Genomic DNA, 15,913 nt, shown 5'->3' with positions numbered 1-15,913 from the left:
GCCGAATTCGACTCAGATCTCGCGGTCCGATCGGCTGACGCCTGGTGAAATCGCCGCTTCTGCCCGCCGCCGAGATTCTGGACTCATGTCAGCATTCTCCAAGCGATGCCGGTATTATGTAGGTATGCCTAAGCTAATCTCCTCCGAGCAGCACGCCTCTGACAGCACCACCGCAGAGGACTCACTGTCCCTGGGAGCACGGCTCCGCACCGAAACGCACGACCAGCACCGCTCGACCGAGTCGCGCCCGTTCATCGTGTCGCTGATGAAGGGCGAGCTCTCCCTCGAGGACTACACGCGCTACCTCGCGCAGATGGCCTGGGTGTACGAGGCCCTCGAATCGCGCACGCCGAGCGAAACCGACTTCGCCATCTACGACGCGCGCCTGGACCGGCTCGCCGAGATCGAGAATGACCTGGTCGCCCTCGGTGCGGCCGACTGGCGCACGAGCCACCCGGCCCTGGCGTCGACCGAGCGCTACGCGGCACGTCTGCGCGAGCTCGTTGCCACCGACGACCCCCGTTTCGTGGCGCACCACTACACCCGCTACCTCGGTGACCTCTCCGGTGGCCAGGCAATCTCGCGCCTCGTCGCGCGGCACTACGCGGCCACCGACGAGCAGCTCGCCTTCTACCGTTTCGACGGCATCGAGAACCACGTGCAGTTCAAGCGCGCCTACCGCGAGCAGCTCGACGCCCTGCCGCTCAGCGATGAGCAGAGCGCAGCGGTCGTCGCTGAGGCGCTCGCGGCGTTCGAGTTCAACGGTGCGCTCTTCGACGAGCTGCACCACGCAACCGCAGCAGCCTGATCATGCTGAGAACGGCCGGCGTCGGCATGAGCGTCAGTGACGAGCTCGTCGGTCTGCTCGGCGATGTCGGCGTTGTGCTGTTCTACCTGATCGTCTGGGGTCTCGTCTTTGCTGGCACCGCGCTGTTCGTCGGCATCTTCGTGCCGTTCGTCACCGGCGATTCGCTGCTCTTCGCATCGGGTCTGATCGCGGCCAGCGCCTCCGGCATCGACATCTGGATCCTCGCCATCGGCACCGGCATCGCCGCGTTCCTCGGTGACCAGGTCGGCTTCCTGATCGGACGCCGCTACGGCAGGCCCTACCTCGACAAACGTGGAGGAGCCCGCACGCAGAAGGCCATCGCCAAGACCGAGTGGTTCTACAACACCTTCGGTTGGTGGTCGGTGGTCATCGCCCGCTTCGTGCCGTGGGGCCGGGTGTTTGTGCCCGTCATCGCCGGTTTCGGCAAGATGGCGTACATGCGCTTCATCACGGCAAACCTCGTCGGCGCGCTCGCCTGGGGCGTCGGCATCACGGTGATCGGCTACTTCGCCGCGTCGATCCCCGGCGTGAAGGCCGGCTCGTATGTGATCGCCGGCATCGTGATCACGGCGTCGATCATCGCCGGCATCCGCGCTTGGCGGGCGGACAGGGCCGAGCGCGCGGAGGAGACGCTGCGCGCGTCGGTGGCGGGAACACATACATCCGAGGGATGATCTTCCCCTCTCGACGGGTAATCTCCCACTCCTGAAAGTAGACTGCCTCTCGTGATTCATACCTCCCTCATCCCCTGGCTCGACCCCGAGGTCATCATTTCCTCCGCCGGCCCCTGGGCTCTGTTGGTGGTGTGCGCCATCGTCTTCGCCGAGACGGGCCTGCTCGTCGGCTTCCTGCTGCCCGGCGACACGCTGCTGGTGATTTCCGGGCTGCTCACCCACACGCTCTTCGTCTTCGGCGTTGACATCTGGTGGGTGTGCCTCGCGATCGGCTTCGCCGCATTCCTCGGAGGCGAGGTCGGCTACCTCATCGGCCACAAGCTCGGCCCTAGGGTGTTCGAGCGCAAGGAGTCCGGCCTGTTCAGCGTCGAGAACGTGCGGCGCACCAACGCGTTCTTCGACCGTTTCGGGGCGCTGGCCATCATCCTGGCCCGTTTCGTGCCGATCGTGCGCACCTTCGCCCCCGTCGCCGCCGGCGTCGGGCACATGAACTACAAGAAGTACACGCTGTACAACCTGATCGGCGCACTCGTCTGGGGCGCCGGACTGACGTACTTCGGCTACCTGCTCGGCTACATCCCGCCGATCGCGAACTTCGTGCAGGAGTACATCGACCTCATCCTGATCGGTGCCGTCACGATCACGCTGATCCCGACGGTCTGGCATTACATCAGCTCGATGCGGAAGGCCAAGCGCTCCACCGCGGCCGGTGCCGACCACGTGACGGATGCCGAGGAGGCAGCCGCCCTCGCCCTCGATCCGGAGATCTTCAACGGCCCGAGCGAGAAGTAAAGCGACGCGGTTGGCGCAGGCCCGCACAAACTGCAGGGGCCCGGTGACTACACCGGGCCCCTGCAGTTTGTGCGGGCCTCAAGCGGAATGGGCGCGGTAGCCGGGAGCCTCCGGAGAACGCGTCGGCCGCGAGGGAACGCGCTAGGCGTGCGAGTGCTCCTCGTGCTCGGCGTGCTCGGCCGGCTCGAGCTGGAACGTCGAGTGCGCGACGTCGAAGTGCTCCTCGAGGCACTCGCTCAGTTCGTCGAGCAGGCAGCCGCCGGCATCCCCACGGAGCACCTCCGGCTCGACGACGACGTGCGCGCTGAAGACGTGTGCGCCCGTCGTGATCGCCCAGACGTGCACATCGTGCACGTCGACGACGCCCTTGGTGGCGAGGATGTGCGCCCGGATCTCGGCGACGCTGGTGTCGGCGGGCACCGCCTGGCTGAGCACGCGCACGACGTCGCGGAGCAGTGAGAACGCCCGGGGAATGATCATCACGGCGATGGCCAGCGAGGCGATCGCGTCGGCCTTCTCGAAGCCGGTTGTCATGATCACCACGGCGGCGACGATCACGGCGATCGAGCCGAGCATGTCTCCGAAGACCTCAAGGTACGCTCCGCGCATGTTGATCGAGTTCTTCGCTCCCCCGCGCAGCACGAACATGGCGGCGATGTTCGCGGCGAGGCCGAGCACCGCAACGAGCAGCATCGTGCCGCCCTGCACCTCCGGCCCGCCGGTCTCGGTCAACCGGCGGATGCCCTCGATCGTGACGCTGACGGCGACGACGGTGAGCACGACGCCGTTGAAGAGCGCGGCGAACACCTCTGCCCTCTGGTAGCCATAGGTCTGGCGGTCATTCGCGGGCCGCGCGGCGATCACCGTTGCGACCAGCGCGATGATGAGGCCGGTCAGGTCCGAGAACATGTGCCCGGCGTCGGCCAGCAGCGACAGCGAGCCGCTGAGCAGCGCGCCGACCACCTCGACGAGCAGGAACGTGCCGATGATGCCGATGGCGATCAGCAGGCGTTTCCGGTTCGTCGTCGCAGTGGCGTGGCTGTGATCGTGACCCATGCCATCAACGCTAGGCCGCGAAAACGCGCCACGCCAACGCGCGCCGCTAGTTAGGAATGAGTGCCATTCTCAATAGATTCGAGCAGCACGGGAAGCAGCGCCTGCACGGCGCGCGCCCGGTGACTGTTCGCGTTCTTGACCTCGGGGTCCAGCTCCGCCGCGGTGATCGTGAAGCCCTCTGGAACGAAGATCGGGTCGTAGCCGAAGCCGTGCGCGCCGGAGACCTCCGTGGCCAGCGTGCCGGGCCAGACGCCGGACGCGACGTGCTCGAATCCTGTTCCGGATGCCGCGGCTGGCGGGATCACGAGGGCGATGGCGCAGTGGAAGGCCGCCGCCCGGTGCGGGTCGCGGATGTCGCCGAGCTGGTCGAGCAGCAGCCGCGTGTTGGCCAGGCTGTCGCCGTGCGCGCCGGCCCAGCGGGCCGAGAAGATGCCGGGCGCCCCGCCCATCACGTCGACGGCGATGCCGGAGTCATCCGCCAGCGCGATGAACCCGGTGTGCGCGGCGGCGGTGCGTGCCTTGATGAGCGCGTTCTCGGCGAAGCTGGTGCCGTCCTCGACGGGCTCCGGGCCGTCGTAGGCGTGCACGACGGCGTCGGGCAGCACGGCGGCGAGGATGCGCTGGAACTCCTCGACCTTGTGCTGGTTGTGGGTGGCGAGGACGAATTCGACGCTCACGCGCGGGCCTCGGCGAGGGTCGCGAGCTGGAGCTCGGTGAGGGTGGCCGCGCCGGAGACGGCGAGGTCGAGCAGCGAGTCGAGCTCGCGGCGGTCGAATGGGGCGGCCTCCGCCGTGCCCTGCACCTCGACGAACAGGCCGCGCCCGGTGACGACGACGTTCATGTCGGTCTCCGCCCGCACGTCCTCGGTGTATGCCAGATCGAGCATGGGCTCGCCGTCGATGATTCCGACGGAGACTGCGGCGACGCTGTCGATGAGCGGCTGGGCCTTCTGGGCGAGGAACTTCTTGCCCTTGCCCCACTCGAGTGCATCGGCCAGGGCGACGTATGCGCCGGTGATCGCCGCGGTGCGGGTGCCGCCGTCGGCCTGCAGCACGTCGCAGTCGATCACGATGGTGTTCTCGCCGAGCGCCTTCATGTCGACGACCGCGCGCAGGCTCCGCCCGATCAGGCGGCTGATCTCGTGGGTGCGCCCGCCGATCTTGCCCTTGACCGACTCGCGGTCCATGCGGGAGTTCGTGCTGCGCGGCAGCATCGAGTACTCGGCGGTGACCCAGCCCTTGCCCTTGCCCGCCATCCAGCGCGGGACGCCGTTCGTGAACGAGGCGGTGCAGAGCACCTTGGTGCGCCCGAAGGAGATCAGCGCGCTTCCCTCGGCCTGATCGCTCCAGCCGCGCTCGATCGTGACGGGGCGCAGTTCGCTGACGGAGCGACCGTCGACACGGACGATGTCAGAGCTGTTCAGAGTGGTCACGGTGTCTCCTAGACGGTTGTGGGTGTGATCGTGGTGATGATGCCCGTCTCGACGAGCTCGACATCCGAGATGTCGGGGCCGATGAGCCGGTGGGCGAGGTCGAGGAAATCGGACGCGCTGTCGCCGGTGGCCTCGTAGCGGTAGCTCGGCGGCGTCGCCGCCGTGCGCTCGAGCCCCTGGCTGACGAGGGTGCGGTACACGTCCTTGGCTGTCTCGGTGTCGCTCGAGACGAGGGTGACGTCCTGCCCCATCACGTAGCTGATGGCCCCCTTGAGGAAGGGATAGTGGGTGCAGCCGAGAACGAGGGTGTCGACATCCGCAGCCTTCAGCGGGGCCAGGTACTCCTCGGCCGTCGCGAGCACCTCGGCGCCGGTGGTCACGCCGGCCTCGACGAACTCGACGAAGCGCGGGCAGGCCTGGCTGAACAGCTCAAGGCTGGGGGCCGCTGCGAAGGCGTCGTTGTAGGCACGCGACTTGATGGTTCCTGCGGTGCCGATGACGCCGACCCGGTTGTTGCGGGTGCTGCTGACGGCCCGGCGCACGGCCGGCTGGATCACCTCGATCACGGGAACGCTGTAGCGCTCGCGCGCGTCCCTGAGCATCGCAGCGGATGCCGTGTTGCATGCGATCACGAGCATCTTCACGCCCTGCTCGACCAGGTCATCGAGCACCTCGAGCGCGTAGCCGCGCACCGCCGCGATCTTCTTCGGACCGTAGGGGGAATGCGCGAGGTCGCCGATGTAGAGAATCGACTCGTTCGGCAGTTGATCCTTCACGGCCCTGGCCACGGTCAACCCGCCGACGCCTGAGTCGAAGATCCCAATCGGTGCATCCGTCACGTCTGTCAACCCTACTAGGCTGGCCTGCGTGAACAGCTCTGCCCTTCTCACCGATCGCTATGAACTCACGATGGTGGATGCCGCCATGCAGAGCGGAACCGCCGATCGGCTGTGTCTGTTCGAGGCGTTCGCCCGCCGGCTGCCGCACGGTCGGCGCTACGGCATCGTGGCGGGCACCGGCCGGCTGTTGGAGCTGATCCAGGCCTTCCGATTCGAGGATTCCGAGCTCGACTGGCTGCGCGACCATGGCGTCGTGCGCCAGCCGACACTCGACTGGCTGGCCGACTACCGGTTCAGCGGCGAGATCTGGGGCTATCAGGAGGGCGAGGCCTACTTCCCCGGCTCGCCCCTGCTGACGGTCGAGTCGACCTTCGCCGAGGGCGTGATCCTCGAGACCCTGATCCTCAGCGTGCTGAACTACGACACCTCGGTGGCCAGTGCCGCCGCCCGCATGGTGTCCGTCGCCCTCGGCCGCCCCATCGCCGAGATGGGCTCCCGGCGCACCGGCGAGCAGTCGGCGGTCGCCGCCGCACGGGCCGCATACATCGCCGGCTTCGACGCCACGAGCAACCTCGAGGCGGGCCGCCGCTGGGGGCTTCCGACAATGGGCACCGCCGCCCACGCCTTCACCCTGCTGCACGACAGCGAGGAGGACGCGTTCCGCGCCCAGGTGGCCGCCTTCGGTCCAGGCACGACGCTCCTCGTCGACACCTATGACATCAAGACGGGCGTCGAGCTTGCCGTCAAGGTCGCCGGAACCGAGCTCGGCGCCGTGCGCATCGACTCCGGTGACCTGCCGACCGTCGTGGCCGCGGTGCGCGATCAGCTCGACAGCCTGGGCGCCGTGAACACGCGCATCACCGTCACGAGCGATCTGGACGAGCACACCATCGCCGGACTCTCCGGCTCCCCCGTCGACGCCTACGGCGTCGGCACCTCGGTCGTGACCGGATCGGGCGCGCCGGCTGCTGGCATGGTCTACAAGCTCGTCGCCCACAAGGGAGACGGACGCGGCGCCGACGCCGGCGACTGGATCCCGGTGGCCAAGGCCAGCGTGGCGAAGGCCAGTCTGGGTGGGCGAAAGCGCGCCCTGCGGCGCATCGACGGCACCCGCACGGCCCGCGAGGAGATCGTCGACGTGCAGGGAACCGGCATCGACCTCCCGGTCGATCTGCCGAGCGAGAGCCACCGCGAGCTGCTCGTGCACCTCGTGAACGGCGGCGTCCCGGACGAGCGCTACCTCGGCCACGCGGGCACCGTGCTCGCGCGCGAACACCGCGCGGCCGTGATGCAGGAGCTGCCGATCGAGGCGTTCCGTCTGGGTCAGGGCGAGCCCGTCATCCCCACCGTGTACCGCTAGCGCCGCTGCCAGTTCGGGAGGCGGCTACTCGGCCTTCATCTTCTCGTAGATCTCTTTGCAGCTCGGGCAGACCGGGAACTTCTCCGGGTCGCGCCCCGGCGTCCACTTCTTGCCGCACAGCGCCTTGACCGGCTTGCCCGTCAGCGCCGACTGCAGGATCTTCTCCTTCTTGACGTAGTGCGAGAAGCGCTCGTGGTCACCGGGCTCGATGGCCTCCTGGTTGAGCAGCTCCTCGAGCTCACGGTCGAGAGTGGACGTTCCGCCGCCGGGCATTCCCGGGTCGGCGATGCTCGCGCGGAAGTGTTCAGACATGCCTCAAGAATAACCCGCGCACAGGATGCCGCGGCCACCCGTTGTCAGGCGCGGAGCGCCGCCGCCAGCAGCTCTGGCCCACGAGCGTCGAAGGTGCGCGAACCGACCCAGACGCCGACGATCAGCGCGATCACACCGACGCCGCAGCCCGCGACCAGCGACGCAATGTGCCACTCCGGGTTGTCGGTGAAACCGAGGATGGCGAAGCCGACGGCGGGCAGGCTGAGCACGACGGTGCCGAACAGCGTCAGCGACTGCACGAGGGCGGCGGCCGTTCCGGAGGACTGCGGCTGGGCGAATGGGCTGTCGCCCGGCTTCGTGACGGGGTACGGAAAACGGGCAGAGGTGTAGCTGCCGAAGCCGAGACCGCCGAGGAACAGACAGGTGCTGACGCCGAGCAGCGCCGGCGTGGCGCTCCAGTCCTTGCTCAGCAGCATGCTGACCCCTGTGCCGAGCCCGATCACGATGACCCCGAGTACAAGTGCGGGAACGAGTCGCCCGATGCGGTCGGCCGCTCCCTTCGTGCCCGATGCGACGTGCAACCAGATCGCGGTGTTGTCGTACGCGACGTCGTTGTGAATCGTCCAGCCGAGGAACAGGCTCATCACGGGCACAGGCAGCAGCGCAAGGTACTCGCCGCTGACACCGCCGATGCTGAGCGAGAGCATGAGGATCACGGGCAGGACGGGAATCATCACGAGTGACACCCAGTAGCGGGCATCCCTCGTCCAGTAGGTGATGCTGCGCGCGGCGATCGCGCCGGCCGGGTTGTGCGGCAGCCGGTCGAACCAGCCGATACCGTGGTACGCCTTGCTCGCGGCCTCACGGCCCGGCGTCACCAGCATCCGGGCGACCAGGGCTTGCCAGCCCACCCAGAGCAGCCAGAGCGTTGCGGCGGCGATCAGCAGCTTGAGCAGAGCGGGGCCCCAGTCGCCGCTGCTGGCGTCACCGGGAACGGCCCAGACGGCCCCGAGCGGGGTCCAGCTCAGCACCGTGGCCAGCTGCGCGATCACCGCGGCGCCGTCCTTCTCCCAGTCGAGGTTGCTCAGCAGGATCACGACAGGCGAGATCATGACGAGCGCGAAGAGGCCGAGCACGCCGGTGAACTCCCTGGCCCGCCTGGTCGCCAGCAGGAAGGAGGCGATCGACGTCGTGACCCTCGCCGCAAGCACGCAACTGCCGAGCGCGAGCACCGCGGCGATCACGGCGAGCAGCGTCTCTGCGATTCCGCGCGACCAGGTGACGACGAAGCCGAGCAGCACGATCGTGAGCGTGACCGCAGGGATGCCAAGGAGCGCGCTGAGCGCGAGGCCGAGCGAGAGCCGCCGGTTCGGCATCCCGAACAGCGCGAATGCCCGCGGATCCATGGTGTCATCGACGCCGAAGATCAGCGGAATGATGAGGAATCCGAGCAGAACGAGGGAGCCGCCGAGCACGATGAAGTCGCGGATCACCTCCGTCTCGTTCACGAAGCGGAGGGCGATGAGGCCCACCGTGAGGAACACGGCCAGACCGAGGCCGTAGAGCAGCCCGACGATCATGCCGACGAGTTGCCATGGACTGCGCCGGAACAGATTGCCCAGCAGTCGGAGTTTTAGTCCGAAAAACTGTGCAACCATTCCATCCCCTCCGCTGCCTTGCGTCCGCCGGCGAGTTCGACGAAGCGCTCTTCGAGCGTTGCCGCTCCGCGCACCTCGTCGAGGGTTCCGGATGCCAGCACATGGCCGTGCACGATGATGGCGACGCTGTCGCACACGCGCTCGATCAGGTCCATGCCGTGGCTGGAGAGCACGACCGTGCCTCCCGCCGCGACGTACTTCTGCAAGATCTCGGTCAGATTCGCCGCCGAGACCGGGTCGACGGCCTCGAACGGCTCGTCGAGCACGAGCAGACGCGGCGAGTGGATCATCGCGCAGGCCAGTGCGATCTTCTTCGTCATACCGGCCGAGTAGTCGGCGACGAGACGGTTGAGGGCGTCTTCGAGCCTGAATGCGGCGGCGAGGTCGGCCGAGCGCTCGCGCACCGTTGCATTGTCGAGTCCGCGCAGGATGCCTGAGTAGTAGAGGAGCTGTGCTCCGGTGAGCCTGTCGAAGAGGCGCAGCCGGTCGGGCAGAACGCCGATCGTGCGCTTGGCGGCGACCGGGTCGGCCCAGATGTCGATGCCGTGCACACTGACAGTGCCGGCATCCGGACGCAGCAGACCGGTGACCATGGAGAGCGTCGTCGTCTTGCCCGCGCCATTCGGGCCGACGATGCCGTAGAAGGAGCCGGTGCGCACGGCGAGCTCGATCTGGTCGACGGCCGTCATGTCACCGAAGTGCTTGCTCAGCGCGCTGATCTGGAGGACGACGGGGGCGTCGGCAGCCGGGGCAACTGCTGCGACACGGCGCGTGCCCTTCTTCTTGGCCGGCGCCTTCGCACGCACGACGGCCGCGACCGCCGCCGGGTCCTCCGCGGCGGGCGCGACCTCGGCAGCGGCGGTCTCGACGGGTGTCTTGACGGGCGGTGCCTCAACAGCAGCGGTCTCCGCCGCCGAAGTCTCGATCGCCGGAGTCTCGATCGCCGGCGCCTCGGCGACGGGCTTCGCGGCAGCGGGCGCGGCGGTCTTCTGGGCGGCAACGGTCTCGGCGACGACGGCCTGGCCGTCATCCACGATCTCGGCTGCGGTCGCGGCAGCCACCTTTGCCACGCTCGCCTTGGCCGCGGTCGCCTTGGCTGCGCTCGCCTTGGTCGCGCTCGCCTTCTTGGCCGCGGCGGCGGTCGCGGCCGTCGTCCGTGCTGCCGTCGACTTCGCGGCCGTCGTCTTCGCCGCGGTCTTGGCGGTCGTCTTCGTTGCGGCGGACTTGGCCGCGGTGGTCTTGGCTGCCGGCGCCTTGGCCCCCGTCGTCGCCGCCGCGGACTTGGCCGCCGTCGTCTTGGCTGCCGCGGCCTTCGCCGGCGCGGCAGCCTTGCTGGCGGCCGGCTTCCTGGCTGCCGTCGTGGTCGCGGTGGTCTTCGCCGTTGTGGTCTTGGCGGCGCTGGCCTTCACCGCGGTGGACTTTGCGGCGCTCGTCTTGGCGGCGCTCGTCGTGGCCGCGAGGGCTGCTGCGCTGCGCGGCGCACGCTTCCGGGGCGCAGCGGCACCCGGAGTCGATTCGCTCGGGACAGAGTCAGGGGCATCGTGCGGCAGAGAAGTCACTCAGCCAAGCTACCAAAGAGACCGGCCCGAGACCGGGCCCCTGCCGTCATCGGCGTGAATCCGAATCTGTGAAAGTGCCGAGCGCCGCATAACGAACTGGAAACAACCCGGCATCCGACCGGGACCCCCGAGAGGGTGTCACGGTACAATGACGTAGGCATAATGGCGTGCCTTAACGTAAACGTAAGGGTGAACCGGACGTGAATCTTGCGTGGAGGACTCGGCAATAGGGCCGCTTCTGCGCTGAACAAGATTTCCCGGTCCGCCCGAATTTCTTTGAGGAGCCCATCGTGACCACCCAGGTCGTAATTCTTGCCGCAGGCATGGGAAGCCGTCTCGGTCGCTCGCTGCCGAAGCCACTCACCGAGCTCAGCGATGGCCGCACGATCATGCGCCAGCAGTTCGACAACATCGAGCACGCCTTCGGCACCGACGCCAAGGTGACCATCGTTGTCGGCTACAAGCTCGAGCACATCATCGAGGCATTCCCGCAGGCGTCCTTCGTCTACAACGAAGAGTACGACCAGACCAACACCTCCAAGAGCCTTCTGCGCGCCCTGCAGGCCTCGCAGCCCGGTGGCGTGCTCTGGATGAACGGCGACGTCGTCTTCGACCCGCGCATCCTCGACCGTGCCGCCGCCATGATCGCGCGCGACCAGAGCTTCGTCACGGTGAACACCTCCAAGGTCTCCGATGAAGAGGTCAAGTACACGACGAGCGCCGAGGGCTACATCAAGGAGCTCTCTAAGACTGTCAAGGGCGGACTCGGCGAGGCCGTCGGCATCAACTACATCTCGAGCGCCGACAAGGCCGTGTTCCAGCGCGAGCTCGGCAAGGTCGGCGACCAGGACTACTTCGAGCGTGGCCTCGAGGTTGCCATCGAGAAGTTCGGCCTGCTGGTCGAGCCCGTCGACATCTCCGACCTGTACGCGGTCGAGGTCGACTTCGCCGAAGACCTGGCCCGCGCCAACCTCTTCGTCTAAGTAGTCGCCATCACTCGCTGTGCGTATGGGCTTGCGCGAATCACCCCGCGCGCGCCCATACGATAGTGGCTGTGAGTTCAATCGCTGAAGAGCGCCCGCAGTGGACGCCGTTCGCACGCTACCGGCATGCGCTCTGGCTGCTCACGCGGCGTGATCTGCGGGTTCGGTACTCGACGTCGGCGCTCGGCTATGTCTGGTCGATCCTCGATCCGCTGGTCATGGCCGGCATCTACTGGTTCGTGTTCACCCAGGTGTTCCAGCGCCCGGTCGGCAGCGAACCGTACATCGTGTTCCTGCTCGCCGCGCTCCTACCGTGGATGTGGTTCAACGGCACCGTCTCCGACTCCACCCGCGCGTTCCTGCGCGAGGCGAAGCTCATCCGGTCCACCAAGATCCCCCGTACGATCTGGGTAAACAGGCTCGTGCTCTCCAAGGGGATCGAGTTCCTGGCCTCCATCCCGGTGCTCGCCCTCTTCGTGCTGTTCGCCGTCCTCTCCGGAGAGACGGTCAACCTCAACATCGACCTCCTGCTGTTCCCGCTCGCGATCGTGCTGCAGACCGTGCTCACCGTCGGAATCGGCCTCATCGTCGCACCGCTCGTCGTGTTCTTCCGCGACCTGGAGCGCGCGACCAAGCTGATCCTGCGCTTCCTGTTCTACGCATCCCCGATCATCTACGGCACCTCGAACCTGCCGGAGGAGCTGCACTTCTGGGCGGCGTTCAACCCGCTCACGGGCATCTTCGGCCTCTACCGCGCCGGGTTCTTCCCCGGTGAGCTCGACTGGTTCGCCGTCGCCGTGTCCGCCGTGATGTCCCTCGCTTTCCTCGTGGTCGGCATCCTCGTCTTCCGCCGCCTCGAGCGCTCCGTGCTGAAGGAGATCTGATGCCAGCTGCTGAGGTGGTGATGACGGTGCGGGATGCCGGCATCCGCTTTCGTCGCAATCGCCGCGGACGCCGCAACTTCAAGGATCTCTTCGCCGGCCGCGACCGGCGCAGCCGACCCGGCGAGTTCTGGGCGCTGCGCAACGTGTCGATCGACGTGCACGCCGGCGAGGCGATCGGCGTCGTCGGGCGCAACGGCCAAGGCAAGTCGACGCTGCTCAAGCTCGTCGCCGGTGTGATCCTGCCGGACGAGGGAAGCGTCGATGTCAAGGGCGGCGTCGCTCCCCTGATCGAGATCACGGGCGGTTTCGTCGACGATCTCTCCGTGCGTGACAACGTCTACCTCACGGCCGGCCTGCACGGCATGACCAAGGCCATGATCGATGCCCGATTCGACGAGATCATCGACTTCGCCGAGATCGGCGACTTCCTCGACACCCCGTACAAACACCTCTCCAGTGGCATGAAGGTGCGCATCGCCTTCGCCGTGATCTCCCGGCTCGAGGAGCCGATCATCCTCGTCGACGAGGTGCTCGCGGTCGGTGACAAGGCATTTCGCGAGAAGTGCTACCGCCGGATCGAGGAGCTCCTCGCCGGTGGCCGCACGCTGTTCTTCGTCTCGCACAACGAGCGTGACCTCCGCCGCTTCTGCACACGCGGCCTCTACCTCGACAAGGGCGCGCTCGTGCTGGACGCCCCGATCGCCGAGGTGCTCGGACGCTACAACGAGGACTACGGCGTCAAGTAGGGCCGTCCTCCCCCTCACAGGCCGGCGGATCGCCCGGTTCTCCACAGCCACAGGGTGCGCACGACGGAATCGGCGTCGAGCGTCGGATGCCGCCGCTACCGTGCCAGACATGTTGAAGCCCGCGGCGCCCCTCGACTCCCCCAGCGACCCCGCCTATCGCGTGCCGTGGCGCCTGGACCGACGTCGCGCGCCGCGCTTCGAGCTGCGCAATGCGAGCGCCGAGCGCCTCGTCGGATTCACGCTGGCCGTGCTCGGCCCCGGCACCCTGATCTGGGGATTGCCGACCGCGGTCGAGGCCGGGGCGGCCGTGCGCTTCACCCTGCACGCAGAGAATCCCGCGCGCGGCACCGTCGTCGTCGTGCGCTGGTCACGCCCCAACGGCGACGAGTACCTCTGGCGTGTGAGCTTCTAACGCGCGCGACGCGCAGCGTCGCGAAAGGCGGCAACCCAATCCCAGGCAACCCCGGCAACCGTCACCGATGCGGGTGCTGGCTCGCGCCGCAGGCCGAGCCCGTCGAAGCCCGCGTCCTGCCGGCCCGGCTTCTGAACGCGGGCCCGGCGTATTCACCGGGCCGGCGCAGTTTTAGCGGGCCCACGGTGTGGCGTCGTCCCGCGGCAGCGGGCGGCAGCGGGCGGGCGGCGTGAAGTCCGGCGTCAGAGCCCGCGGGAGCGACGCTCGCGTACGAAGTCGGCCACCGTCAGCGGCCGAGTCGTGTCCGGCAGATCCTCGAGGCCCAGCCCGCGAACGAGTTCGGCGGGATCGGCGCCGAGCACACCGGCGACACGGACGATCGTCGTGAGACTCGGGTTCGCCTGACCGCGCTCGATCTTGCCGAGGTTGGTCACGTGGATGTCGGCGAGCTGCGCGATCTCTTCCTGGCTCATGCCGAGCCCCAGGCGCACACCACGGATGCGTTCACCCAGAATTCGAGCTGCCTCCGAGTGCGTTGATGCCATTACTCATGACTACTTGCCCTGCGCTTTCGAGACCAGAGTGTTCAGCATTGCAGCGTTTACACCTCAAGTAGAGACGCTCAGTCGAGCGGATCCAGCCCGCGCTCGGCGCGGAGCTGCTCGGTCTCGACGTCCAGGACATCGAGCGGCTTGCCTCCGTCACGGCGGACACGGTAGCGCCCGGCGAGGAGCGCGATCCGATCGCTCGGGCTCTCGAGTCCGACCTTGTCGAGGGCGCGTAGGGCGATCGCGTACCAACGCTCCGCGAGGGCGAGCTCACCGGCAATCTCGAAGCCCTCCGCGATCTGCTGATAGACCCCGAGGTCGTCGCTTCCCGTCGTCCGCACCTCGTCGGCGAGGGCGAGCGCTGTTGCGCGATCGTCCTGCTCGAGGTGGAGGCTGATGAGCGTCGGGTGCGCTTCAAAGGGCTTCACGCTCGAGTGCGCCATGGCCGCCTCGACGAGCCGGAACGCCTCGGTGGTGTCGTGGGCCATCTGGAGGTGCTCGGCCGCGACGATCAGGAGGTGCGCGGGCGTGAGCGCGTCGTCGAGGGTGTAGCTGTCGGCATCCGTTGCCCACTGCTCGAAGATCGCCGCCTTCTCCAGATGCTCGGCGACGCCTCCCGTCACGCTGCCGGTCGTCGGGTCGAAGTCCCGAAGCTCAAGTTCATCGACGTCGTCTTCGGTGATCACAGTGGCCATGCGTCAAGGCTAGCGGCTCACCGGACCGCACCGCCGGGCCGGTCGCCTGGCAGCGTCGCCGGTGACGCTGTGCCGTGAAGCTCAGCCAGACGCACAGCGGCTGCCCATATGATCGCCTCGTGGCTCGAAAAGCAAAACCGATCATCTCGCCGACCGGCGGCACCCCGCAGGGCGGAGAGCTGCCGAGCGGACTCGTGCGCGGCATCGACCGAGTGCTGGCGATTCAACGCCCCGTCGTCCTCGCCCACATCCGCAGCATTCGGCGCAGGAATCCGGATGCGACGCCGCAGCAGCTCGTGCGCATCCTCGAGCTGCGCTACCTCGCCGCCGTCACCACCGGCGGTGCAGCGGTCGGTGCCACCGCGGTCATACCGGCCATCGGAACCGGCGTGACGCTCGCTCTCTCCAGCGTGGAGACGGCCGGTTTCCTCGAGGCCACGGCGCTCTTCGCACAATCGGTCGCCGAGGTGCACGGCATCGCCGTCGAGGACCCCGACCGGGCGCGTGCCCTGGTGATGACGTTGATGCTCGGCCGGGCGGGCACCGACCTCGTGCGCAACCTCGCCGGTCAGTTCACGGGCGGCACATTCACGCGCAACATGTACTGGGGCGAGATGGTGACCAGCGCGATTCCGCAGGTCGTCATGGGCCCGCTCCTCGACCGCCTGAAGACGGCGTTCATCCGGCAGTTCGCTGTGCGCGGTGGAGCGAGCGTCGTCGGCAAGGCGTTGCCGTTCGGCGTCGGAGCGGCCATCGGCGGCATCGGCAACAACATGCTCGGCAAACGCGTGTTGCGCAATGCGCGCCTCGGCTTCGGCGCCGCCCCGCTGATCATGCCGCCAGAACTCGAGCCGCGCGTGCGGACGGTGTCGCTGCGAGCACGAGCCATGCGCGGCAGCACGCGCGTCGGCACCAGCGTCGGCGGGGCGATGCTCGGGGCTGCGACGAGCGTCGGCGGCGTCGTCAAGGGCGCAGCGGGCGGAGTCGGAGGTGCGGTGCGCAAGGCGCTCCCCCGCGGCAAGGGCACATCGAGCCCCGCGGATGCCGGCGCGCCGTCCGAGTCGGCAGACACCACGGATCAGCGCACACCGTAGCGCGGCCCGCGCGCCCGGCCGCGCCGTGGCCGAACAGCGGCCGAGCAGCGCCGACCAGTTGCCGAGAGTGCACTTTCTG

General features: G+C 67.9%; 18 protein-coding genes. 9 read left to right on the top strand and 9 right to left on the bottom strand.

Going from position 1 to position 15,913, the window contains the following annotated elements; all coding sequences use genetic code 11:
- Positions 1–124 precede the first annotated feature (124 nt).
- From EV379_RS04305 to EV379_RS04295, 3 genes are read left to right on the top strand one after another with little or no spacing between them, the layout of a single operon-like run.
- Positions 125–808, top strand: a complete 684-nt coding sequence (locus tag EV379_RS04305; protein WP_165397282.1) for a biliverdin-producing heme oxygenase — start codon at positions 125–127, stop codon at positions 806–808.
- A 2-nt stretch (positions 809–810) separates the two neighbouring features.
- A complete protein-coding gene (locus tag EV379_RS04300) occupies positions 811–1,503 on the top strand; it encodes a DedA family protein (protein WP_130505048.1) in 693 nt (230 codons plus the stop codon).
- Between the two features lie 54 nt (positions 1,504–1,557).
- On the top strand, positions 1,558–2,295 hold the full coding sequence (locus EV379_RS04295; RefSeq protein WP_207226312.1) for a DedA family protein: 738 nt from the start codon (positions 1,558–1,560) through the stop codon (positions 2,293–2,295).
- 141 nt (positions 2,296–2,436) lie between these two features.
- On the opposite strand, the gene EV379_RS04290 is transcribed toward EV379_RS04295, so the two are convergent.
- Genes EV379_RS04290 through murI form a run of 4 tightly spaced genes read right to left on the bottom strand, consistent with a single transcriptional unit; the run spans position 2,437 to position 5,622 of the window.
- On the bottom strand, positions 2,437–3,351 hold the full coding sequence (locus EV379_RS04290) for a cation diffusion facilitator family transporter (RefSeq protein WP_130505046.1): 915 nt from the start codon (positions 3,349–3,351) through the stop codon (positions 2,437–2,439).
- Positions 3,352–3,401: 50 nt separating this feature from the next.
- On the bottom strand, positions 3,402–4,028 hold the full coding sequence (locus EV379_RS04285; RefSeq protein ID WP_130505045.1) for a non-canonical purine NTP pyrophosphatase: 627 nt from the start codon (positions 4,026–4,028) through the stop codon (positions 3,402–3,404).
- Complete coding sequence (rph, locus tag EV379_RS04280) at positions 4,025–4,783, bottom strand: ribonuclease PH (RefSeq protein ID WP_278044019.1); 759 nt, start codon at positions 4,781–4,783, stop codon at positions 4,025–4,027. Before rph ends, EV379_RS04285 begins: the two co-directional genes overlap by 4 nt.
- 8 nt (positions 4,784–4,791) lie before the next feature.
- Positions 4,792–5,622 (bottom strand): glutamate racemase, encoded by an 831-nt coding sequence (murI, locus tag EV379_RS04275; protein ID WP_130505044.1) that lies wholly within the window; start codon positions 5,620–5,622, stop codon positions 4,792–4,794.
- Positions 5,623–5,650: 28 nt separating this feature from the next.
- On the opposite strand from murI, the gene EV379_RS04270 reads away from it, so the two are divergent.
- Positions 5,651–6,982, top strand: a complete 1,332-nt coding sequence (locus EV379_RS04270; protein ID WP_207226193.1) for a nicotinate phosphoribosyltransferase — start codon at positions 5,651–5,653, stop codon at positions 6,980–6,982.
- Positions 6,983–7,006: 24 nt separating this feature from the next.
- On the opposite strand, the gene EV379_RS04265 is transcribed toward EV379_RS04270, so the two are convergent.
- From EV379_RS04265 to EV379_RS17580, 3 genes are read right to left on the bottom strand one after another with little or no spacing between them, the layout of a single operon-like run.
- The gene (locus tag EV379_RS04265) at positions 7,007–7,294 is read right to left on the bottom strand and encodes a DUF3039 domain-containing protein (RefSeq protein WP_055833735.1); all 288 of its coding nucleotides are present in this window, start codon (positions 7,292–7,294) and stop codon (positions 7,007–7,009) included.
- A 44-nt stretch (positions 7,295–7,338) separates the two neighbouring features.
- Positions 7,339–8,913, bottom strand: a complete 1,575-nt coding sequence (locus tag EV379_RS04260; protein WP_242616232.1) for a hypothetical protein — start codon at positions 8,911–8,913, stop codon at positions 7,339–7,341.
- Positions 8,889–10,472 (bottom strand): ABC transporter ATP-binding protein, encoded by a 1,584-nt coding sequence (locus tag EV379_RS17580; protein WP_341273525.1) that lies wholly within the window; start codon positions 10,470–10,472, stop codon positions 8,889–8,891. The genes EV379_RS04260 and EV379_RS17580 overlap by 25 nt, the downstream gene beginning before the upstream one ends.
- Before the next feature lie 290 nt (positions 10,473–10,762).
- Between EV379_RS17580 and EV379_RS04250 the strand changes: the two genes are divergently transcribed.
- The 4 genes from EV379_RS04250 (at position 10,763) to EV379_RS04235 (ending at position 13,497) form a co-directional block, all read left to right on the top strand.
- Positions 10,763–11,455, top strand: a complete 693-nt coding sequence (locus tag EV379_RS04250) for a phosphocholine cytidylyltransferase family protein (RefSeq protein ID WP_130505042.1) — start codon at positions 10,763–10,765, stop codon at positions 11,453–11,455.
- Positions 11,456–11,526: 71 nt separating this feature from the next.
- On the top strand, positions 11,527–12,339 hold the full coding sequence (locus EV379_RS04245; protein ID WP_130505041.1) for an ABC transporter permease: 813 nt from the start codon (positions 11,527–11,529) through the stop codon (positions 12,337–12,339).
- Positions 12,339–13,085, top strand: a complete 747-nt coding sequence (locus EV379_RS04240; RefSeq protein ID WP_207226192.1) for an ABC transporter ATP-binding protein — start codon at positions 12,339–12,341, stop codon at positions 13,083–13,085. Before EV379_RS04245 ends, EV379_RS04240 begins: the two co-directional genes overlap by 1 nt.
- A 109-nt stretch (positions 13,086–13,194) precedes the next feature.
- On the top strand, positions 13,195–13,497 hold the full coding sequence (locus tag EV379_RS04235; protein ID WP_130505040.1) for a hypothetical protein: 303 nt from the start codon (positions 13,195–13,197) through the stop codon (positions 13,495–13,497).
- Between the two features lie 242 nt (positions 13,498–13,739).
- Here the strand turns inward: EV379_RS04235 and EV379_RS04230 are convergent, their stop codons facing one another.
- Both EV379_RS04230 and EV379_RS04225 read right to left on the bottom strand, forming a co-directional pair.
- Positions 13,740–14,042 carry a helix-turn-helix domain-containing protein gene (locus tag EV379_RS04230; protein ID WP_130505039.1) on the bottom strand — a complete coding sequence of 101 codons (303 nt, stop codon included), beginning with the start codon at positions 14,040–14,042 and terminating at the stop codon, positions 13,740–13,742.
- A 77-nt stretch (positions 14,043–14,119) separates the two neighbouring features.
- Positions 14,120–14,740 (bottom strand): hypothetical protein, encoded by a 621-nt coding sequence (locus EV379_RS04225; RefSeq protein ID WP_130505038.1) that lies wholly within the window; start codon positions 14,738–14,740, stop codon positions 14,120–14,122.
- A gap of 119 nt (positions 14,741–14,859) precedes the next feature.
- On the opposite strand from EV379_RS04225, the gene EV379_RS04220 reads away from it, so the two are divergent.
- Entirely contained in the window at positions 14,860–15,834 is a 975-nt protein-coding gene (locus tag EV379_RS04220) for a hypothetical protein (RefSeq protein WP_130505037.1), read from the top strand.
- Positions 15,835–15,913 lie beyond the last annotated feature (79 nt).

Source organism: Microterricola gilva (assembly GCF_004217495.1).
Lineage (GTDB): Bacteria > Actinomycetota > Actinomycetes > Actinomycetales > Microbacteriaceae > Microterricola > Microterricola gilva.
The sequence above is the reverse complement of the archived record's forward strand: the minus strand, read 5'-3'. Positions and strand labels throughout refer to the sequence as shown.